This is a genomic window from Dissulfurirhabdus thermomarina (assembly GCF_012979235.1).
Classification (GTDB): domain Bacteria; phylum Desulfobacterota; class Dissulfuribacteria; order Dissulfuribacterales; family Dissulfurirhabdaceae; genus Dissulfurirhabdus; species Dissulfurirhabdus thermomarina.
In genome coordinates, this window is record NZ_JAATWC010000003.1 from 108203 (window position 1) to 127931 (window position 19729).

General features: G+C 72.7%; 20 protein-coding genes. 15 read left to right on the forward strand and 5 right to left on the reverse strand.

The features are described 5' to 3' along the window. Window position 1 precedes the first annotated feature (1 nt). From HCU62_RS05350 to HCU62_RS05380, 7 genes are all read left to right on the forward strand, one after another. Entirely contained in the window at window positions 2–622 is a 621-nt protein-coding gene (locus tag HCU62_RS05350; RefSeq protein ID WP_163300042.1) for a UbiX family flavin prenyltransferase, read from the forward strand. After that, window positions 619–1542 (forward strand): UbiA-like polyprenyltransferase, encoded by a 924-nt coding sequence (locus HCU62_RS05355; protein WP_169755478.1) that lies wholly within the window; start codon window positions 619–621, stop codon window positions 1540–1542. The genes HCU62_RS05350 and HCU62_RS05355 overlap by 4 nt, the downstream gene beginning before the upstream one ends. Window positions 1543–1544: 2 nt before the next feature. Beyond that, complete coding sequence (locus HCU62_RS05360; protein WP_309474795.1) at window positions 1545–2354, forward strand: dihydroorotate dehydrogenase electron transfer subunit; 810 nt, start codon at window positions 1545–1547, stop codon at window positions 2352–2354. Next, entirely contained in the window at window positions 2351–3259 is a 909-nt protein-coding gene (locus HCU62_RS05365) for a dihydroorotate dehydrogenase (protein ID WP_163298609.1), read from the forward strand. Before HCU62_RS05360 ends, HCU62_RS05365 begins: the two co-directional genes overlap by 4 nt. Before the next feature lie 258 nt (window positions 3260–3517). Next, the gene (gene fusA, locus HCU62_RS05370) at window positions 3518–5602 is read left to right on the forward strand and encodes an elongation factor G (protein WP_163298610.1); all 2085 of its coding nucleotides are present in this window, start codon (window positions 3518–3520) and stop codon (window positions 5600–5602) included. 110 nt (window positions 5603–5712) lie between these two features. Next, window positions 5713–6417, forward strand: a complete 705-nt coding sequence (locus HCU62_RS05375; protein ID WP_163298611.1) for a P-loop NTPase family protein — start codon at window positions 5713–5715, stop codon at window positions 6415–6417. Between the two features lie 3 nt (window positions 6418–6420). Next, complete coding sequence (locus HCU62_RS05380) at window positions 6421–7377, forward strand: oligopeptide/dipeptide ABC transporter ATP-binding protein (protein ID WP_169755479.1); 957 nt, start codon at window positions 6421–6423, stop codon at window positions 7375–7377. A gap of 158 nt (window positions 7378–7535) precedes the next feature. On the opposite strand, the gene bamD is transcribed toward HCU62_RS05380, so the two are convergent. The 4 genes from bamD to HCU62_RS05400 all read right to left on the reverse strand — a co-directional run bounded on the left by bamD (window position 7536) and on the right by HCU62_RS05400 (window position 11816). Continuing rightward, window positions 7536–8267 (reverse strand): outer membrane protein assembly factor BamD, encoded by a 732-nt coding sequence (gene bamD, locus HCU62_RS05385; protein ID WP_163298615.1) that lies wholly within the window; start codon window positions 8265–8267, stop codon window positions 7536–7538. A gap of 126 nt (window positions 8268–8393) precedes the next feature. Then, window positions 8394–8726, reverse strand: a complete 333-nt coding sequence (trxA, locus tag HCU62_RS05390; protein WP_163298616.1) for a thioredoxin — start codon at window positions 8724–8726, stop codon at window positions 8394–8396. A gap of 331 nt (window positions 8727–9057) precedes the next feature. Further along, window positions 9058–10434, reverse strand: a complete 1377-nt coding sequence (radA, locus tag HCU62_RS05395; protein WP_163298617.1) for a DNA repair protein RadA — start codon at window positions 10432–10434, stop codon at window positions 9058–9060. Between the two features lie 14 nt (window positions 10435–10448). Continuing rightward, entirely contained in the window at window positions 10449–11816 is a 1368-nt protein-coding gene (locus tag HCU62_RS05400; RefSeq protein ID WP_163298618.1) for a two-component system sensor histidine kinase NtrB, read from the reverse strand. Between the two features lie 142 nt (window positions 11817–11958). Here HCU62_RS05400 and HCU62_RS05405 point away from each other — a divergent pair, with 142 nt between their 5' ends. The 8 genes from HCU62_RS05405 (at window position 11959) to HCU62_RS05440 (ending at window position 18781) form a co-directional block, all read left to right on the forward strand. Beyond that, a complete protein-coding gene (locus tag HCU62_RS05405; RefSeq protein ID WP_169755480.1) occupies window positions 11959–12915 on the forward strand; it encodes a hypothetical protein in 957 nt (318 codons plus the stop codon). A gap of 106 nt (window positions 12916–13021) precedes the next feature. After that, window positions 13022–14314, forward strand: a complete 1293-nt coding sequence (locus HCU62_RS05410) for an IMP cyclohydrolase (protein ID WP_163299951.1) — start codon at window positions 13022–13024, stop codon at window positions 14312–14314. Between the two features lie 6 nt (window positions 14315–14320). Next, window positions 14321–14752: a hypothetical protein gene (locus tag HCU62_RS05415; protein ID WP_169755481.1), complete on the forward strand. Its 432-nt coding sequence runs from the start codon at window positions 14321–14323 to the stop codon at window positions 14750–14752. Beyond that, a complete protein-coding gene (locus HCU62_RS05420) occupies window positions 14749–15549 on the forward strand; it encodes a serine aminopeptidase domain-containing protein (protein WP_163298580.1) in 801 nt (266 codons plus the stop codon). The genes HCU62_RS05415 and HCU62_RS05420 overlap by 4 nt, the downstream gene beginning before the upstream one ends. Before the next feature lie 81 nt (window positions 15550–15630). After that, on the forward strand, window positions 15631–16050 hold the full coding sequence (locus HCU62_RS05425) for a TraR/DksA family transcriptional regulator (protein ID WP_163298581.1): 420 nt from the start codon (window positions 15631–15633) through the stop codon (window positions 16048–16050). Further along, complete coding sequence (locus HCU62_RS05430; protein ID WP_163298582.1) at window positions 16040–16576, forward strand: hypothetical protein; 537 nt, start codon at window positions 16040–16042, stop codon at window positions 16574–16576. Before HCU62_RS05425 ends, HCU62_RS05430 begins: the two co-directional genes overlap by 11 nt. Continuing rightward, on the forward strand, window positions 16573–17604 hold the full coding sequence (locus HCU62_RS05435) for a CDP-alcohol phosphatidyltransferase family protein (RefSeq protein ID WP_163298583.1): 1032 nt from the start codon (window positions 16573–16575) through the stop codon (window positions 17602–17604). The genes HCU62_RS05430 and HCU62_RS05435 overlap by 4 nt, the downstream gene beginning before the upstream one ends. A gap of 67 nt (window positions 17605–17671) precedes the next feature. Further along, entirely contained in the window at window positions 17672–18781 is a 1110-nt protein-coding gene (locus HCU62_RS05440; protein WP_163298584.1) for a deoxyguanosinetriphosphate triphosphohydrolase, read from the forward strand. Here the strand turns inward: HCU62_RS05440 and HCU62_RS05445 are convergent. Next, window positions 18759–19622: an SDR family NAD(P)-dependent oxidoreductase gene (locus HCU62_RS05445; RefSeq protein ID WP_309474792.1), complete on the reverse strand. Its 864-nt coding sequence runs from the start codon at window positions 19620–19622 to the stop codon at window positions 18759–18761. The genes HCU62_RS05440 and HCU62_RS05445 overlap by 23 nt on opposite strands. Window positions 19623–19729: the final 107 nt, after the last annotated feature.

Below are 19729 nucleotides of genomic sequence, written 5' to 3' on the forward strand. Positions count from 1 at the left end.
GATGTCCGTCCACGAATCCCCCCCAGGAAGCGCGCCCGCCGCCCCTCTCCTCGTCGCCGTCACCGGGGCCAGCGGCGCCCCCTACGCCGTTCGGTTCCTCGAGATCCTGGAAGCGGCGGAGGTCGAGGTCCACCTCGTGGTCTCCGAGGCGGGGGCCCGCGTCCTCGAGATCGAGACGGGGCGGCGGCCGGAGGACCTCGCCCGCCTCGCGGCGGCCGTCCATTCCGCCGGGGACCTCGCCGCCCCCCCCGCCAGCGGCTCCACCCCCTGGCGGGGGATGGTGATCCTCCCCTGCACCATGGGGACCCTGGCGGCGGTGGCCAACGGGCTCTCCCGGAACCTCGTCCACCGGGCGGCGGACTGCATGCTCAAGGAACGGCGGCCCCTGGTGCTCGTCCCCAGGGAGGCCCCCTTGAACCGGGTCCACCTGCGAAATATGCTGGCGGCCGCCGAGGCGGGCGCCGTCATCTGGCCGGCCATGCCGGCCTTCTACCTCCGGCCGGCGGACCTCGACGACCTTGTGGACCAGTTCGCGCGGCGGCTCGCCGCCTTCCTGGGCATCCCCGTCCCCGGCCTCCGGCACTGGAACGGGGCGGAGCCCGACGACGCCGACCCGAGATGAAGCCACCGGCCCCCGACACCTCCCCCCGAGACCCCGGCCCCGCCCCCCGGGCGGCCCGGGGGCCATTCTACAAGCTCCGCGTGCTGCTCGACATGATCAAGTTCGAGCACACGCTCTTTGCGCTCCCCTTCGCCTACCTCGGGGCCTTCCTCGCCGCCGGGGGGCCGCCGGACGCGGCCACCGCCGCCTGGATCCTCGCCGCCATGGTGGGGGCACGGACCTGCGCCATGGCCTTCAACCGGCTGGTGGACCTCCCCTTCGACGCCAGAAACCCCCGGACCCGGGACCGGGCCCTGCCCCGGGGGGAGGTCCGGCCCGCCGAGACCTGGGGGCTCATCGCGGCCTCCGCCGCCCTCTTCTTCGTGGCCGCCTGGCGGCTCAACCCCCTGGCGCTGGCCCTCTCGCCCCCGGTGCTGGCGGTCATCCTCCTCTATTCGTACACCAAGCGCTTCACCGCGCTGTGCCACCTCTTTCTCGGGCTGGCCCTGGGGATCGCCCCGGCCGCCGGCTGGATCGCCGTCCGGGGCGCCGTCTCCCTCACGCCCCTGGTCCTCGCCGCCGGGGTCCTCTTCTGGGTGGCCGGTTTCGACATCCTCTACGCCTGCCTCGACGTGGCCTTCGACCGGGCGGCCGGGCTCCACTCCATACCCGCCCGGCTGGGCGTCCCGGCGGCCTTCCGGTTGGCGCGGGCCTTCCACGTCGTGGCCCTGGCGGCCTTCATCGCCGTGGGGCGGCTGGCGGGCCTCGGGTGGATCTATGCCGCCGGCCTCGCCGTGACCGCGGCCCTCATGATCCTCCAGCACAGCGTGGTCCGGCCGGACGACCTCTCCCGGATGGACATGGCCTTCTTCACCGCCAACGGGGCCATCAGCCTGGTCCTCTTCGCGGCCACGGCCCTGGACCTCGCCCTGGGAGGATGACGGTGGCGGCGCCCGCGCGGTTCGATCTCGACGCCCCGGTCCTCGACCACCGGCCCGTGGCCCCCGGGATCCACGAGCTGACGGTGGAGGCCCCCGGGGTCGCGGCGGCCGCCCGGCCCGGGCAGTTCTGCATGCTCGCCCCGGCCGCGGCCGACGCCCGGGACCCGCTCCTCCGCCGTCCCCTCTCCATCCACCGGGTGGCGGACGGCGGCCGGGTGGTCTTCCTCTACCGGGTGGTGGGCCGTGGGACCGCGCTCCTGGCCGCCCGCCGGCCCGGGGACCTCGTCCGGGTGCTCGGCCCCCTGGGCCGGGGCTTCACCCCGGGCGCCGGCCCGGCGGTGCTGGTGGGCGGCGGCATGGGGATCGCCCCGCTCCTCTTCCTGGCCGAACGGCTGCCGGCCGGGCATGGGCACGCCGTGGTCCTCGGGGCCAGGACCGCGGCGGAACTCCCCGGCCTCGACCGGTTCGAGGCCGCGGGCCACCGCCTCCTCGTGGCCACAGAGGACGGAAGCCTCGGCGAGAAGGGGCTCGTCACGGGGATCCTCGAGGGCCTGCTGGAGGAGGCGGCCGGCGGGGACGGCCCGGCGCTCTTCGCCTGCGGTCCCTGGCCCATGCTCCGGGCCGTCCGGGAGGCCGCCGCGGCAAAACGGCTGCCGCTCCAGGTCTCCCTCGAGACCCGGATGGCCTGCGGCGTGGGCCTCTGCCTGGGCTGCGCCGTGCCCCGCCCTTCCGGGGAGGGCTACCACCACGTCTGCCGTGAGGGCCCCGTCTTCGACGCCGAGGCCGTCTCGTGGGAGGCGCCGCCGCCATGAAGACCCCGAACCTCGCCGTGGAGATCGGCCCCCTCCGCCTCGAAAACCCCGTCCTCCTCGCCTCCGGGACCTGCGGCTACGGGGCGGAGCTCGCCGACCTCGTCGATCTCGACGCCGTGGGGGGCATCGTGGCCAAGGGCATCTCCCTCGAGCCCATGCCCGGCAACCCCCCGCCGAGGACCGTGGAGACGCCCTGCGGGCTCTTGAACGCCATCGGCCTCGAAAACGTGGGGCTCCAGGCCTTCCTGGACGAGAAGCTGCCCCGGCTGCGTCGGTTCCGGGCCCGGGTCATCGTGAACATCCTCGGCTCCCGGCCCGAGGACTACGCCGCCCTCGCCGAGCGGCTCGACGGCGCCGGGGGCGTGGACGCCGTGGAGGTCAACATCTCGTGCCCCAACGTCAAGGCCGGCGGCGCCGCCTTCGGCACCGACCCGGCCGCCGCCGCCGCCGTGACCCGGGCCGTGCGGCGGGTCACCCGGCTGCCGGTGATCGTGAAGCTCTCCCCCAACGTCACGGATGTCACCGAGATCGCCCGGGCGGTGGAGGCCGCCGGGGCCGACGCCGTCTCCCTCATCAACACCCTCCTCGGCATGGCCGTGGACCTCGAGGCGCGGCGCCCGGCGCTGTCCACGGTCTTCGGGGGGCTCTCCGGCCCGGCGGTGAAACCCGTGGCGCTCCGCATGGTCTGGCAGGTCTCGCGGGCCGTGGGCATCCCGGTGATCGGCATCGGGGGCATCGCCTCGGCCCGGGACGCCCTGGAATTCCTGGTGGCCGGGGCCGCCGCGGTCCAGGTGGGGACCGCCACCCTCGTCCGCCCCGGCACCGCCGTGGAGGTGATCCGCGGCATCCGCGACTACTTGGCGGCCCGCGGCCTGTCCGCCCCCGCCGATCTCCGCTGTCCCTGAGGCGGCTGCGGCCCGGCGACCGCCGCCGGGCCGCCGGCCCTTGACTTTTCGCGGCAGAGCCTTTATTTATTCGTATTCTTTTCCATTTGAGGAGCAGCACGCCCGGCCCACCCTCCCAGGAGTCGAACCCCGGCCAGCCAAGCGTCGCGGGAACCGGCGGCGCCGACGCGGGATCCCGTTCCCGGCGGCGCCGGCAGGGTCTCGGCGTCCCGGCGGCCGGCCGGCGGGCCCGGGCATTCCACGACGAGGTACAGTGACATGAAGAAGGATCCGAACAAGGTCAGGAACATCGGCATCAGCGCCCACATCGACGCGGGGAAGACCACCCTCACCGAGCGCATCCTCTACTACACCCGGCGCATCCACGCCATCCACGACGTCAAGGGCAAGGACGGCGTCGGCGCCACCATGGACTTCATGGAGCTCGAGAAGGAGCGCGGCATCACCATCACGTCCGCCGCCACCTACTGCGACTGGAACGACCACGAGATCAACATCATCGACACCCCGGGGCACGTGGACTTCACCATCGAAGTGGAGCGGGCGCTCCGGGTCCTCGACGGCGGCATCCTGGTGCTCTGCTCCGTGGGCGGGGTCCAGTCCCAGTCCATCACCGTGGACCGGCAGATGGCCCGGTACAAGGTCCCCTGCATCGCCTTCGTCAACAAGTGCGACCGGAGCGGCGCCAACCCCATGAAGGTCGTGGACCAGCTCCGCGAAAAGCTCGGCCACAACGCCGTGGCCATGCAGGTCCCCATCGGGCTCGAGGCCGACCTCCAGGGCGTCGTGGACCTCGTCACCATGAAGGCCGTGTACTTCGACGGCGAAAACGGCGAAAACGTCCGCATCGAGGAGATCCCGGACCACCTCCGGGCCGAGGCCGAGTCCCGGCGCGAGGCCCTCATCGACGCCGCCTCCATGTTCTCCGACGAACTCATGGAGGCCGCCCTGGAGGGCGAGGTCCCGGAGGACCTCCTGCGCGCGGCGATCCGCCGGGGGACCCTCACCCGAGAGCTCACCCCCGTCTTCATGGGCTCCGCCTACAAGAACAAGGGGGTCCAACCCCTCCTCGACGCGGTGACCTACTATCTCCCCGCCCCCTCCGAGGTGGAGAACGTGGCCCTCGACATGGACCGGGACGAGGCCCCCGTGACCCTGGAGAGCGACCCCGGGAAACCCCTGGTGGCCCTGGCCTTCAAGCTGGAGGAGGGCCGCTACGGGCAGCTCACCTACATCCGCGTCTATCAGGGGACCCTGGCCAAGGGCGACACCATCATGAATTCCCGGACCGGGCGGAAGGTGAAGGTGGGCCGGGTGGTCCGCATGCACTCGAACCAGATGGAAGACATCGAGTCCATCCCCGCCGGCTACATCGGCGCCCTCTTCGGCATCGACTGCGCCTCGGGCGACACCTTCACATCGCCGGACGTCCACTACAGCATGACCTCCATGCACGTCCCCGAGCCGGTGATCTCCCTGGCCATCAAGCCGGCGGACAACAAGGCCCAGGACAACATGTCCAAGGCCCTCTCCCGCTTCACCAAGGAGGACCCCACCTTCCGGACCTACGTGAACCACGAGACCGGCGACACCATCATCTCCGGAATGGGCGAGCTCCACCTCGAGGTCTACATCGAGCGCATGCGCCGCGAGTACAATGCCGAGGTCATCACCGGCAAACCCCAGGTGGCCTACCGCGAGACCATCACCCGCCGCGCCGAGTTCAACTACACCCACAAGAAGCAGACGGGCGGCGCCGGCCAGTACGGCCGCGTGGCGGGCTGGATGGAGCCCGTGGCCGACGAGGAATTCGTCTTCGAGAACCAGATCACCGGCGGGGCCATCCCCACCGAGTTCATCGGCTCCTGCGAGAAGGGCTTCCGCAGCGCCATGGAGAAGGGCACCCTCCTCGGCGTCCCGGTCACCGGGATCAAGGTGGTCATCAACGACGGCCAGGCCCACAGCGTGGACTCCTCCGACATGGCCTTCCAGGCCGCGGCCCGCGGTGCCTTCAAGGAGGGCTACGCCAAGGCCAACCCCGTCATCCTGGAACCCATCATGAAGGTGGCGGTGGAGACCCCGGCCGAGTACCAGGGGGCGGTCATGGGCTCCCTCAACCAGCGCCGGGGCATGATCCTCGGCACCCAGGACGAAGGCGAGATGTGCGTCATCGAGGCGGAGGTGCCGCTGGCGGAGATGTTCGGCTATTCCACCGACCTGCGCTCCGCCACCCAGGGGAAGGCGCAGTTCACCATGGAATTCGCCACCTATCGCCAGGTACCGAAGAACATCGCCGAGGAGCTCATCAAGAAGGCGGCGGAAAAGAAGAAGGCCGCCGCCTGATCGGGGGGCGGCCCGTGCACACCGGCGGCATCGAGCCCGCGCGATCCCGGCCCCGGCCCCCCGGCTGGCGGGGCCGAAAGGTCGTCTACCTGAGAGAAAGGTCCCTCATCATGCTGAAGAAAGACCTGATCCTGCGAAACCCCCTCCGGCTCATGGGCCGGGAGACCGGCCACGTCCTCTCCGAGGGGGGCTTCGGTGCGGTGGTGGCCCGGGCGGGGGTCGGAAAGACCGCCCTCCTGGTTCAGCTCGCCCTCGACCACCTGCTCCGCGGCGAGGACGTGCTGCACGTCAGCCTCGACCAGCCGGTCAAGAAGGTCTGCCTCTGGTACGACGAGGTCTTCCGCCACATCCGCGACCAGTACGAGCTGCCCCAGGCCGAGGAGCTCTGGGAATCCATCCTGCCCCACCGCTTCATCATGACCTTCAACGTGGACGGCTTCAGCGTGCCGAAACTCGAGGAACGGGTGACGGACCTCACGGCCCAGGGTCTCTTCGAGCCCCAGGTCCTCCTGGTGGACGGGCTCCCCTTCGACGAGGCCGTCCGGGAACCCCTGTCGGAGATGAAGATCTTCGTCCGGGAGCAGGGACTCCGCGCCTGGTTCTCGGCCAGGGCCCACCGCTCGGCCAAGCCCGGGGAGGCCGCCCTGGCCGCCCCCCTGGCCGACGTGGCGGACTTCTTCGAGGTGATCCTCCAGCTCACCCCGAAGGGCCCGGAGGTGGAGGTCCAGGCCGCCAAGATGCCAGAGGGCGCCGCCGCGGAGGGCGGGATCGTCCTCGACCCCAATACCCTGCTCATCAAGAACAAGAAGGGCTGAGCCGTGCTGGCCGTCCACGGCCTCCACGTCCGGCTGCAGACGGAAAGGGGCCCCGTGCCGGCGGTGCGGGGCCTCGATCTTTCGGTGGACCGGGGCGAGAGCGTCTGCCTCGTGGGCGAGTCCGGCTGCGGGAAGACCCTCACCGCCCTGGCGGTGCTCCGGCTGCTGCCTTCCCCCCCCCTGGAGATCGCCGGCGGTTCCATCCGCTTCGACGGCCGGGAGCTGACCACCCTGCCCCCCGAGGAGATGCGGCGCCTCCGCGGCCGCCGGATCGCCATGGTCTTCCAGGAACCCATGACCGCCCTGAACCCGGTCTTCACCGTGGGCCGCCAGATCGCCGAGGTCCTCGAGGTGCACCTCGGAACGCCGCCGTCGGAGGCGCGCCGGGCGGCCCTGGAGCTCCTGGAGCAGGTGGGGGTGCCCGAACCGGCGAGCCGCATCGACGCCTATCCCCACCAGCTCTCCGGCGGCCTCCGCCAGCGGGCCATGATCGCCATGGCCCTGGCCTGCGCCCCGGACCTCCTCATCGCCGACGAGCCCACCACCGCCCTGGACGTGACCGTCCAGGCCCAGATCCTCGACCTCCTGGCCCGCCTCCAGCGAGAGCGGGGCCTCGGCCTCCTGCTCGTCACCCACAACCTGGGGGTGGTGGCCCAGGTGGCCCACCGGGTGCTCATCATGTACGCGGGGCGCATCGTCGAGGAGGCACCGGTGGAGGCCCTCTTCGCCCATCCACGCCACCCCTACACCCGGGGCCTCCTGGCCTCCGTCCCCTACGGCGTCGCCGAGGGGACCCGGCGCCTGCCGGCCATCCCGGGCACGGTGCCGCCGCTCGAGGCCGTCCCCGCCGGATGCCCCTTCCACGATCGGTGCCCGGAGGTCATGGACGTCTGCCGACGGGTCGAGCCCGCCGCCCGACGCCCCGGCCCCGGGGTCACCGTCCGGTGTCACCTCTGGTAGGCCGGGGGAGAACCAACGGACCTTCGAGATGTACGACGCCGTCACCGGCGAAGACATCACGCCCCGGAGGGGGGACGAGACGGGGGCGGACAGGCGTTGAGCCCCGGCCGAGGGCGCCCGCCGGGAGAGAGGTCCCCGGGCGCCTGCCGGAAGAGGCGCTAGGACGGGCCGGGGTCTCCCGCCTCCACCAGCCCCGCCATCAGGCGCCGGGCCGTCGCGGCGGTGCGGGTCTCGGGGTAGTCCCGGAGGATCCCCTCGAGCCGGAACCGGGCCTGGGCCCGCTTGCCCACCCGGAGGTACCAGCGCGCCACCACGAGTTCGTGCTCGGCCAGGCGCTCCCGGCCGGCGGCGATGCGACGCCGCGCCTCCAGGGTGTAGGGGCTGTCCGGGAAGCGCTTGAGGAGCCGCTCGTAGGTCTCGATCATCTTCCGGGTGGCGGTCTGGTCCCGGTCCGGGGCCTCCATGAGCCGGTAGTAGGAGGTCCCGATCTGGAAGACCACGTAGGGGATCGCCTCGTTGGCGGGGTGGAGCTTCTCGAACTCCTCGTACTGGGTGATGGCCTCCTCGTAGCGCCCGCCCTGGTAGAAGCGGCAGTCCGCCAGCCGGAGCTCCGCCAGCGAGGCATAGGGAGTGAAGGGAAACCGGTCCTTGAGCTTCTGGAAGAGTTCCTCGGCCTGGATGAACTGCCCCTTCCGGTAGACGGCCATGGCCTGCCGGGCCAGATCGGCCGCCTCCACGAGCTGGGCGTCCTCGCCCCGGATCCCCACCTTCCGCTCCGGGGCCGCGCCCCCGCACCCGGCGGCCAACACCAGCACCGCCGCGGCCACGGCGGCGAGGGCCCCGGCCCGCCGCGGGACCCGATCCAGGCGGCCGATTCGGTCCACGTCCATACCGTCCTCCCGCCTGCCGGGGGACCGGGCCGCCCCGCCCCCCGCAGGCCGAAACGCGGGCGCCCGCCGTCTCGCCGACGGCGGGCGCCCGCCCGTGAGCTGGACCCGGCGTGGGGCCGAGGGGCCTCAGCCCAGGGCCTTCTGGATGGCCGACTCGATGGCGGCCTTGCCCACGGCGCCGGTGATCTGCTCCACCACCTGGCCGCCCTTGAAGAGGATGAGGGTCGGGATGGCCCGGATTCCGTAGCGGCCCGGGGTCGAGGGGTTCTCGTCCACGTTCATCTTGGCCACCTTCACCCTGCCGTCGTAGTCCTCCGCCAGCTCGTCGATGACGGGGGCGATGGCCCGGCACGGACCGCACCAGGCGGCCCAGAAGTCCACGAGCACGGGCGTGGGGGACTGCAAGACCTGGGTATCGAAATCGGCGTCGGTCACGTGGGTGACTTTGTCTCCAGCCATGTCTCCTCCTTCCCTGCCCCCGGGAATCCGGGGCGCGGCGGACGATGGGCTCTAGGAGGAAACGACACCCTCGGCCCCTGGGGGCCACCCACCTTCCGACGCGGATCTCCCGGAGGTAATTGGTCGATGCGCCGGGAAAGTTTAGGCCAGGAACCCCCCGCTGTCAAGAAAGATGGCCGTGCCCATCACAAAAAGGTCTCTCCGAGTGGATGGCGCGCAGAAGTCGCCCAGGACAAGGTGCGAGGGGATCGAAGGACGCGGCGTGCCTGGATGCGCCGCAACGACGGGGGATCCGAAACAACGCGGCAACCCGCCCATTCTCGCGCCGCCGTCAAGAAACGGCGGACCGGCGTGGGTCCTCCAGGAGCAGGTCCAGGGCCGCCTCCAGCCGGTCCACCGCCACCACCTCCATCCCCGCCGGGAGATCGGCTTCCGCCCCGGCGCGGGGCGGCATGAGGCAGCGCCGGAACCCGAGGCGGGCCGCCTCCGCCAGCCGCAGCCCCGCCCGGGCCACCGGCCGGATCTCGCCGGTGAGCCCCACCTCCCCCAGCACCGTGAGGCCGCGCGGCAGCGGCCGGTCCCGGTAGCTGGAGATCAGGGCCGCGGCCACCCCGAGGTCCGCCCCCGGCTCGGTGATCCGAAGGCCCCCCGCCACGTTCACGAAGACGTCCCGGTCGTGGAACCGGAAGCCCAGGCGCTTCTCCATCACGGCGAGCAGCAGGGCCAGGCGGTTGCCGTCCACGCCGGTGGCGGTCCGCCGCGGCATGGCGAGGTACGAGGGCGTCACCAGGGCCTGGACCTCCACCAGGATGGGCCGGCTCCCCTCGAGGCAGGGGATCACCACCGTGCCCGGCGCGGCCGCGGACCGCCGCCCCATGAAGGCCGACGAGGGATTCGGCACCTCCCGGAGCCCCTCGGGGCCCATCTCGAAGACCCCCACCTCGTGGGTGGGCCCGTAGCGGTTCTTGACCGTCCGCAGCAGCCGGAAGGCATGGCTCCGGTCTCCCTCGAAGTAGAGCACCGTGTCCACCAGGTGCTCCAGGACCCGGGGCCCGGCGATGGCCCCGTCCTTGGTGACGTGCCCCACGATGAAGACCGGGAGCCCGAGGCCCTTGCCGAGCTGGAGGAGCCGGGCCGCGCCCTCCCGGACCTGGGAGACGCTCCCGGGCGCCGCCCCGAGCTCCGGGACGGCCACGGTCTGGATGGAATCCACGGCGAGGACCGCGGGCCCCATCTCGCGGACGGCCGCCTCCACGGCGGCGAGATCGGTCTCGGCCACGACCCAGAGCCCCGGCGGGATCTCCCCCAGCCGCTCCGCCCGGAGCCGGATCTGGGCGGCGGACTCCTCCCCGCTCACGTAGAGGACCGTTCGGCCCGCCCCGGCGAGGTTCCGGAGGACCTGGAGGAGCAGGGTGGATTTGCCGATCCCCGGCTCGCCCCCGAGCAACACCAGGGCCCCGTCCACGAGCCCGCCGCCGAGGACGCGGTCCATCTCGGCCATGCCGGTGGCAAGCCGCCCCTCCCGGGAGGCGGCCACCTCGGCCAGGGGCCGCGGGGCGGCCCGGGGCCCGGGGCCGGCGGAGCGCCCGCGGCCGGGCCGCTCCGCGCGCTCCTCCGCGAAGGAGTGCCACGCCTCGCACCCGGGGCAACGCCCGAGCCACTTCGGGGAGGTGTGACCGCAGGATTGGCAGACGTACACGGTTCGCATGGATCCTTCCCAGCTTACACCAAGAACGCCGGCCCGACCTCCTCGTCGTCCTCCCCGGGCCCGGCCGCCGGGATCCGGACCCGGAACCGGGCGCCGCCCCCGGGCCGGTCCTCCACCCGGATCTCCCCGCCCATGGCCTCCGTGAGCCGGCGCACGATGGCGAGCCCCAGCCCGCTCCCCCTGGCCTTGGTGGTCACGAAGGGCTCGAAGAGCCGCTCCTTGACCTCGGGGGCCAGTCCCGGCCCGGAGTCCTCCACCTCCACCTCGAGCTCCCCCTCCCGGCGCCGGAAACGGACCCAGACCCGGCCGTCCTCCATGCCCTCCACCGCCTCCAGGGCGTTCCGCGTCAGGTTCCACACCACCTGCTGGAGCATCTCGCGGTCCACCACCACGCGCCCCGCCCCGCACTCCACCTGGAGCCGTTCGCCGTCCCCGGCACCCTCGAACCCCCGCCGGAGCTCCCGGCAGCAGGTCTCGATGTCGCACGCGGCGGGCTGCGGCCGGGCGGGGCGGGCGTAGGTGAGGAGGTTGGTGGTGAGGCGCTCGAGGCGCCGGGCCTCGGCCACGATGAGGCCGAGGTCGTCCCGGAGCCCTCCCTCGGCCCCGGCCTCCATGTGGTACTGGGCGAAGCCCTTGATGGTGCTCAAGGGATTCCGGATCTCGTGGGCGAGGACAGCGGCCATCCGGCCCAGGGCCGCCAGGCGTTCCTGCTCCCGGAGCCGCCCCTGGAGCCGGAGGTTCCGCCGCCAGGCCCAGAGGAAGAAGGACCCGAGCACCCACAAGACCACCAGGGAGAGGCCGATCACCGCCACCTGGACCGTGGCGCGGCGGACGATGGCCCGGGCGGGGGCCGGGTGGAGCACCACCCGGAGGCAGTAGAGGGGCGCCCCGCCGGGCGGCGGGGGCGGCCCGGCGGCCCGGCCCTGGAGCCGCAGGGGAAAGTCCAGCACGAAGACCTCTTCCCCGGTGCCCAGCCGTTCCTGGTGGGTGACGGGCTGCTGGTGTTCGAAGGCGGTCACCAGGCCCGGGTCCACCACCCGGCGCCCGATCAGGTTGGGGTTGGAATGGAGCACCACGCGGCCGCCCCGGTCGTAGAGGGCGAGGAAGGCCAGGTCCTCCGCCCCCTCGGACCGCACGAGGTCCGGGAAGAAGTCGCGCCGGAGGCCCGAGCGCTCCAAGGCCAGCTCGAGGTTCACGGCGATCCCCACCGCCCGGGAGCGGAGAAAATTCAGCGACCCCTCCAGGGACATGCGGTAGGTGGCCACGGCCACGGCCACCATCACCGCCGAGAAGAACACCAGGATGAGGACGAAGAGGACCGCCAGGGGCCCGGAGAGGGCCTCCCGCTCCCAGAAACGTCCCCCGGGCTCCCGCTGGGCCATGCACGCCTCCTGGGCGGCCGCCCCCGCCGGGACCGGCCGCCCGTGGACACTACTATGCCCCGGGGGACGGGGAATTACCACCCCGGGCCCTTTCGGCTACAATGGGGCAGGCGCCCGGCGGCCCCGGGCGCCGCAAGTGCGCATGAGACGGCAGCCCATCCCCCGCTACGCCCTGGCCGCGGCCATGGTCCTCGTCCTCGCGGAGGCGGCGCTGGCCGCCGGCCTCCGGCCGGCCCGGGATTTCTTCTACCTCCTGGTCTGGTGGCCCTACGTCGCCCTGGCCGACGGCCTGGTCAAGGCCCGGCGGGGCGCCTCCCCGGCCACGGCCACCCCGGCGGGCCTGGCGGCCCTGGCCTTCTGGTCCGTCTCCTTCTGGCTCGTTTTCGAGGCCTACAACCTGGTCCTCGGCAACTGGCGCTACGTGGGCCTCGTGGCCGCCCGCCCGGTCCGCTGGGCGGGCTACGTCCTCTCCTTCGCCACGGTGCTGCCGGCCGTCCTGGTGACCGCCGGCTGGTTCGAGACCCTTCGCCCCTTCCGGCGCCTGGCGGTCCCCCGCTTCGCCTGGACGCCCCGGCGCCGCCTCGCCGCCGGCCTGGCGGGAGTCGCCGCCGCCGCGCTGCCCCTCATCCAGCCCCGATGGGCCTACCCCCTGGTGTGGGTCGGGCCCTTCCTCGTCCTCGACGCGGCCGTGGACGCCCTCGGCGGCCCGGGCCTCGTCCGCTGCCTGGCCGCGGGCCGGGGCGGCCGGGTCGCCGCCCTGCTGGCCGCCGGCCTCTTCTGCGGGCTCCTCTGGGAGTTCTGGAACTACTGGGCCGGGGCCAAGTGGGTCTACCACGTCCCCCTGCCCCGGGTCCTGGACGTAAGGCTCTTCGAGATGCCGCTCCCCGGCTTCCTGGGATTTCTCCCCTTCGCCCTGGAGTGCGAGGCGGCGGCCAGGCTCCTTTCGGCCCTCGGCCTGCTGCCCCCCGTAGAGGGGCTCCCGCCCCCCCGGCGCCGCCTCCCCGGCTGGGCGGCGGCCGCGGCGGCCGCCCTCCAACCGCCCCTCTGGGCTCTCGCCTTCGCCCTGATGGACCGGGTGACGGTGGTCTCGTTCCGTTGACGGGGCCGCCGGGCGCGGGCTATAGTCCGGCAATCGGACGCCGGGGGCCCGCCGCCGGCGGCGGCCCGGCGCCCCACCTGCCGAGGAACCGAGGAGGACCCACCCCATGAGCGATCTCAAGCAGATGTACCGGACCATCCTGGGCGACCAGTTCCCGGAGGAGATGCGCATCACCTTCGGCGACCAGACCCTGGTCTACCGGAAGCGGACCTGGAAGATCCGCGACGAGACCACCGGGGAGGTCCAGGAGCGGGGCGTCCGCTACGGGGAAAACCCCGACCAGGAGGCCGCGCTCTACGAGCTGGTCAACGGGAACTTGGTCCTCGGCGACTGTGCCTACATCACGCCCGGCAACGGCCTGGTGAGCGCCATCTCCGAGGCCGACATGCTCCAGGCCGGCAAGCACCCCGGCAAGATCAACCTCACCGACATCGACAACTCCCTGAACGTCCTGAAGTTCCTCATGGACCGGCCCGCCGCGGTCATCGTCAAGCACAACAACCCCTGCGGCGTGGCCTACGGCGACACCATCGAATCGGCCTTCACCCGGGCCTTCCGGGCCGACCGCATCGCCGCCTTCGGCGGGTGCGTCGCCCTGAACCGGCCGGTGGACAAGGCCACCGCCGAGGCCATCGACGAGCTCTACGTGGAGGTGGTGGCGGCCCCCGCCTACGAAGACGGGGCGGTGGAGATCCTCGCCCGGCGCAAGAATCTCCGCATCGTCCAGATCCGCCGGATCGAGCGGCTGGCGGAGTACTGGGACCGGCGGTTCGTGGACTTCAAGAGCCTCATCGACGGCGGGATCATCGTGCAGCAGTCGCCCGTCAACCGCGTCCGCACCCGCGAGGATCTCAAGCCCGCCGAGTGCGAGTACCAGGGCAAGACCTACCGGATCCGGCGCCTGCCGGACGAGCGGGAATACGCCGACATCCTCTTCGGCTGGGCCGTGGAACAGGGCGTCACCTCGAACTCCGTCCTCTACGTGAAGGACGGCGCCACCGTGGGCATCGGCACCGGCGAGCAGGACCGGGTGGGCGTCGCCGAGATCGCCGTCTACAAGGCCTACACCAAGTACGCCGACCGCCTCTGCCACGACCGCCTCGGCATCCCCTACAAGGAGCTGGAGCTCAAGGTCGCCAAGGGCGAGCGCCCCCGTGAGGAGAAGGACGAGATCGACCGCCAGGTCCAGGCCGACCGGGGCGGGCTGCCGGGTTCCGTCATGGTCTCCGACGCCTTCTTCCCCTTCCGCGACGGCGTGGACGTGGGCATCCGCCAGGGGATCTCCGCCGTGGTCCACCCCGGCGGCTCCCTGCGCGACTGGGAGGCCATCGAGGCCTGCAACGAGGCCGACCCGCCGGTGGCCATGGTCTTCACCGGCCAGCGGGCCTTCAAGCACTGATCGGCCATGCCCGAGACCCAGCCCGCCGGCGACACCCCGGCCCCCCCGCGGCCCCGGCTGATCGACCGCCTTCCCCTCCCCAACGGCCTCACCCTGGAGGTGGTGGACGAGTCCCGGGTGGCGGCCGGCGACCGCTGGTTCGTCCGCGTCCGCTTCCGGGCCGAGATCCCCGTGACACCCGAGATCTTCGAACGGGCGGCGGTTCCCGGCGTGACCTACGCGGACTACACTGCCCACCGGGGCGGCGCCGTGGTCTACGAGGCCCTCAAGGAACGCACCTTCCTCGACGCGGGGGAGAAGGACGCCGCCGTGGCCGAGATCGTGGCCCGTTTCAAGGCCCACTCCCTGGCCTACGTCGCCCACCCGGACTTTCCCGTGGGCGTGGTCAGAAACGACATCCGCGATTTCGAAGAGCGGCGCCGGTGGGGGCGGTCGTGAGCCCCCTGGACCGCCCGGAGCTGCTGGCGCGCCTGCGGCCCGGCGTGTCGGGTCTTCCGCCGGAGGCGCCCGAGGGCGGGGAGCTGCTCCGGTTCGCGGCGGCGGACGGAACGGCCCTGGCCGCCCGGGTCTGGCCCGGGGACCCGGCCGAGCCCCACATCCTCTTCTACCCCGGGGAAGGCCTCGCCGCGGGCGACCTCCTGGCCCTGGCCGAGGGCTTCGCCCCCCTCGGCCTCACCTTCGCGGCCATGGACTGGCGCGGCAGCGGGGCCAGCGGCGGCACGCCGTCCCTGGACACCCTCCCCGAAGACGCCTCGGCCGGCCTCCAAGCCCTCCTCGGCTGGAAGGCCGACCGGGGCCGGCCCGGCCCGGTGGTGGCCATGGGCCAGTCGCTGGGGGCATCGGCGGCGCTGGCCGCGGCGGTCCGCCACGAGGCCGACCTCCTCGCCCTGGTGATGGAGAGCGGCTTCCGGGACAGCACCGACCTCTTCGCCGCCCTCGGGCTCCCGGCGGAGTGGGCCCCCGCCCCCGGCTCGGACCCCTTCGACAACCCCGCCCTCATGCGCGGCTTCACCAAGCCCGTGCTCTTCATCCACAGCCAGCGCGACCCGGTGGTCTCCCCCGGCGGGCTGGAGTGGGTGGTGTCGGAGAGCCGGTCCAAGTCCTCCCGGTTCCAGATCATCCCCGGGCAGGGCCGCCTCGACATCGCCCGGCGCCTGGGGGAGGCCTACCACGCCCTCATCCTCGAGTTCCTGAACCACCTCCTCGGCCGCCGGCCGCGGCGCCGGCGCCGCTGAGGCCCCGGAAGTTCTCCATTGCAACCCGGGGAACGACCCCCGATAATGAAGGGGTCCCCTGGAGGTGGCAAGGAGGCACCCATGCCCGGTGACCGCCCCCCCGTTTCCGCCGAGATCCCCGAGGCCGAACTCGACAGGCTCCGCCGCGACCTGGTCGCCCGCAGGGAGGCCCTGTGGGAGGAGATCCGGGCGGACCTCCTCCAAAACGCCCGGGCCGAGTTCCACGACCGGATCCGGGCGGCCGCGACCCTGGACGACATCCACGACGTGGCCCCGGGGGGCGGATCCCTGCTCGGCATCTTCGAGGCTCGGAAGGCCCGCCTGGAGGAGATCACCGCGGCGCTCCACCGCATCGAGGCCGGCACCTTCGGCCGCTGCACCGACTGCGGGCGGCGGATCGAGGCGGACGACCTCCGGGACCGGCCGTGGGAACCCCGGTGCGCCGGGTGCCGGGCCAAGGCCGCCGAGGCCGAAGGAGGGGAGGGTGAGGATGCCGGCTGAGCCGCCCGGATGGCCGGGCCCAGATCTCCCCGACCCCGGCGCCTTCCTCGCCGCCCGGCGGCGCATCGAGGCCTTCTTCGCCGCCGGGGAGGCCGCCGGGCTGCGCCGGCTGGGCCGGCGCCTCCTGGCCGCCTTCGAGGCGGTGGACCGCCCCATCCAGGCCCTCACCGCCGAGGTCTGCCCCTACTGCGGCAGCGTCTGCTGCAATCGGCGCCACGGGATCCCGGAGCGCGACGACCTGGTCGCCTTCGCCGCCATGGGGCTCACCCCCCCCGGCTACCGCCTCGAGGGGGACCCCCGGGACCCGTGCGACTTCCTCGGCCCCCGGGGATGCCGGCTCCCCCGGGCCGCCCGGCCCTTCCGGTGTACCTGGTACTTCTGCGACCCGCTCCGCCTCCACGTTGAAATCGCCCCCCCGGCGGAGTACCGTCTCCACGTGCGGCGCCTCGAGTCCCTTGCGGCCGCCCGGCGGGAGCTGCTGGCCGCCTTCGAGGCGGCGTGGAAGGCGTCCGACCCCAGCCCATGAGATTCACCGCCAATCACCTCACCCTGCTCCGGATCCTGCTCCTCCCGCTCCCCTTCTTCCTGGTCTACGGGGGCACATGGGAGCGGATGGCGGCCCTCGCGGCGGCCACCCTCCTCGGGGTGACCGACTACGTGGACGGCGTGATGGCGCGCCGGCAGGGCGTCACCTCCCTCGGGAAACTCCTGGACCCCATCGCCGACAAGATCTTCGTGGCCGTGATCTTCCTCCCGCTGGTGGACCTTCGCATCCTGCCCCTCTGGATCCTCTGGCCCATCCTGCTTCGGGAGTTCCTGGTGACGGAGCTCCGCCGCTTCGGCTCCAACGCCGAGACCCCCCTGAACGTCACGGAACTGGCCAAGGTGAAGACCACGGTCCAGATGACCGGGGCCGGGGTCATCCTCATCACCGCCACCTTCCCGGAGCGGGCCGTCCCCGCCACCCTCCTCGCGGCGGCCCTGGTCCTGGCCGCCGCGGCCGGGCTCGCCCGGCGGGTCCGGACCGGTGCCTTCCCCCGCCGGGCCTGGATCGGCATGGGCTTCGTGGCCCTGGCCCTGGCCATCCGCCTGGCCTGGGACGCCCGGACCTCGGTGGTGATCTACGGTGGGGTGATCCTCGCCATCACCCTGGTCTCGGCCGCCGGCTACGTCCGGCGGGCCCTCCCGCCGCTCCGGCGCGCCGGGCTCCCGGGGCTCCTTTCGCTCCTCGCCACCCTGTCGCTCCCCCTGGTGGCCCTCGGGCTCCTGCCGCTGGCACCGGGGGCCACGGGCCTCGTCCTGTCCATCGTGTGCGTGGAGTTCGCCGCGCAGGCCCTGGACATCTGGGCCCTCCAGCAAGGCGCCGGGGATCTGTCGTGGATCAAGATCCGGCTGCTGGCCCCGGCGGCCCTGGCGGCCCTGGCCGCGGGGCTCGCCTGGATGCCGGTGGAGGACGCGGCCACCCTCTACCTGGCCTTCGCCGGGGCGGGGAGCTTCTCCTACGCCCTCTACGACTTCTGGCACCACCGGCGCCTGCTGCGCCGGGGGATCTGATCCCCGCGGCGGCCCCGGGGCCACATGGCCCTTGCGGCGGGTGCCGATCTTCACTATAAGGTTCGACATGTTGCGTCGAGCCGCCCCGGCGCCGGCCGAAACGTCCCCGGCGCCCGCCACCATCCGAGAAGAGATCGAGGCGCGCGAGCGCCAGGTCCTCTGCCCCCAGGCCTGCCTCAGCAGCGCCACCCGGGGCCGCCGCCGGCCGGTGGCGCCGTGCCCCATCCGGACCGCCTTCCAGCGCGACCGGGACCGCATCGTCTATTCCAAGGCCTTCCGCCGCCTCAAGCACAAGACCCAGGTCTTCCTCTCCCCCATGGGGGACCACTACCGGACCCGGCTCACCCACACCCTGGAGGTCTCGGAGATCGCCCGCACCATCGCCCGGGCCCTCCGGCTCAACGAGGACCTCACCGAGGCCATCGCCATGGGACACGACCTCGGCCACACCCCCTTCGGGCACGCCGGGGAGACCGTGCTCAACGAGATCGTCCCCGGCGGGTTTTCCCACTGCCAGCAGAGCCTCCGGGTGGTGGACCTCCTCGAGAACGAGGGCCGGGGCCTCAACCTCACCTACGAGGTCCGGGACGGCATCCTGAAACACTCCAAGGGGTTCGGGGAGATCATCCCGCAAAACCTGGAGGAATGGGCCGCCACCCAGGAAGGCCGGGTCATGCGCCTCGCCGACGTCATCGCCTACCTCAGTCACGACCTCGACGACGCCATCCGCAGCGGCGTCATCTCGGCGGGCGACGTCCCCGGCCACCTCACGGACCTCCTGGGAGAGGGCCACAGCGCCCGGATCACCACCATGATCCGCGACGTCATCGAAAACACCCGGGTCGAGGACGGCGAGATGCACCTCGGGGTCAGCCCCGAGATGTACGAGGCCATGCTGGAACTCCGGAAGTTCCTCTACGACAACGTCTACCGGGCGGCCCGGGTCCACGGCGAGTTCGAGAAGGCCCGGAAGATCCTCCGGGACCTCTTCGAGTACTTCCTGGACCACCCGGAGGCCTTCCGCCGCGAAAACCGGCGGCTCTTCGAGGGCGACATGGACGAGCTTTCGGAATCGGAGCCCTACGAGCGGCGGGTCTGCGACTTCCTGGCCGGGATGACCGACCGCTACGCCCAGAACCTCTACGAGAAGATCTTCATTCCTTCCCCCCTGGTCTGACCCCGCCGCCGAAGGTGGGCTCGCCGGGCGCCACCACCCCCCGGGGCCAGGGGCGGGCGGGCTCGCCCCCGAGGAGATAGCCCCCGTCCATCCGGATCACGGCCCCCGTGACAAAGGTGGCCTCGGCCACGAGGAACCGGACCATGCGGGCCACCTCCTCCACCCGGCCGGTCCGGCCGAGCAGCGTGTGGGCCAGGAGGGCCTCGCGGTCCGCCTCGGCCAGAAGCCCCCAGCCCCGGGTCCCCGGACCGTGGCGGGTCTCCACGAAACCCAGCATGAGCTCGTTCACCCGGACCTCCGGCGCCCCTTCCCGGGCCCAGGTCTCGGTGAGGGTGCGGATCGCCCGGTTGGCCAGGGCGTAGCCGTCGTTGAAGACCAGCCCCGCGGGGCCGGCGCGGCCCACGAGGCCGGCGATGGACGAGAGGTTCACCACGGCGGCGCCCTCCCGGCGCTTGAGATGGGGGAGACAGGCCCGGAAGAGGGCCCACTTGGCCGTCACCGTGGTCCGGATCTCGAGGTCCCACTGCTCGGGAACGTAGGGCCCGTGCACCACGGGCCAGCCGCCCCGCTCGACGTTGTTGACCAGGATGTCGAGCCGGCCGAAGCGCTCCACCGCCGCCTCGACCACCCGGGCCGCCTCGTCTTCTTCCCGGAGATCCGCGGGCAGGGCGAGGTAGTCGGGCCCCGCCGCCCGCATGGCGCGGTGCAGGTCGTCGAGTTCGTCCAGCCAGTCGTAGTAGGGGAGGACACACCGGACCCCGTGCCGGGCCAGCTCCACCGCCACGGCCCTGCCGATGCCCCGAATCGCCCCGGCCACCAGGGCCACCTTGCCGTCGAGCACCGTCTCCGCCTCCTTTCGACCCGCCCTCCGGGTTTGCGAGGGCTCCGGGATTATATTAGTTTTCAGACAGCGTCGGGCCGGCGGCACCCCGCCCCGGCCGCCGCATC

Coding starts and splice junctions, on each gene's coding strand:
- HCU62_RS05350 (WP_163300042.1), top strand. CDS start 2: ATGTCCGTCCACGAATCCCCCCCAGGAAGCGCGCCCGCCGCCCCTCTC.
- HCU62_RS05355 (WP_169755478.1), top strand. CDS start 619: ATGAAGCCACCGGCCCCCGACACCTCCCCCCGAGACCCCGGCCCCGCC.
- HCU62_RS05365 (WP_163298609.1), top strand. CDS start 2,351: ATGAAGACCCCGAACCTCGCCGTGGAGATCGGCCCCCTCCGCCTCGAA.
- fusA (WP_163298610.1), top strand. CDS start 3,518: ATGAAGAAGGATCCGAACAAGGTCAGGAACATCGGCATCAGCGCCCAC.
- HCU62_RS05375 (WP_163298611.1), top strand. CDS start 5,713: ATGCTGAAGAAAGACCTGATCCTGCGAAACCCCCTCCGGCTCATGGGC.
- bamD (WP_163298615.1), bottom strand. CDS start 8,267: ATGGACGTGGACCGAATCGGCCGCCTGGATCGGGTCCCGCGGCGGGCC.
- trxA (WP_163298616.1), bottom strand. CDS start 8,726: ATGGCTGGAGACAAAGTCACCCACGTGACCGACGCCGATTTCGATACC.
- radA (WP_163298617.1), bottom strand. CDS start 10,434: ATGCGAACCGTGTACGTCTGCCAATCCTGCGGTCACACCTCCCCGAAG.
- HCU62_RS05400 (WP_163298618.1), bottom strand. CDS start 11,816: ATGGCCCAGCGGGAGCCCGGGGGACGTTTCTGGGAGCGGGAGGCCCTC.
- HCU62_RS05405 (WP_169755480.1), top strand. CDS start 11,959: ATGAGACGGCAGCCCATCCCCCGCTACGCCCTGGCCGCGGCCATGGTC.
- HCU62_RS05410 (WP_163299951.1), top strand. CDS start 13,022: ATGAGCGATCTCAAGCAGATGTACCGGACCATCCTGGGCGACCAGTTC.
- HCU62_RS05415 (WP_169755481.1), top strand. CDS start 14,321: ATGCCCGAGACCCAGCCCGCCGGCGACACCCCGGCCCCCCCGCGGCCC.
- HCU62_RS05425 (WP_163298581.1), top strand. CDS start 15,631: ATGCCCGGTGACCGCCCCCCCGTTTCCGCCGAGATCCCCGAGGCCGAA.
- HCU62_RS05430 (WP_163298582.1), top strand. CDS start 16,040: ATGCCGGCTGAGCCGCCCGGATGGCCGGGCCCAGATCTCCCCGACCCC.
- HCU62_RS05435 (WP_163298583.1), top strand. CDS start 16,573: ATGAGATTCACCGCCAATCACCTCACCCTGCTCCGGATCCTGCTCCTC.
- HCU62_RS05440 (WP_163298584.1), top strand. CDS start 17,672: ATGTTGCGTCGAGCCGCCCCGGCGCCGGCCGAAACGTCCCCGGCGCCC.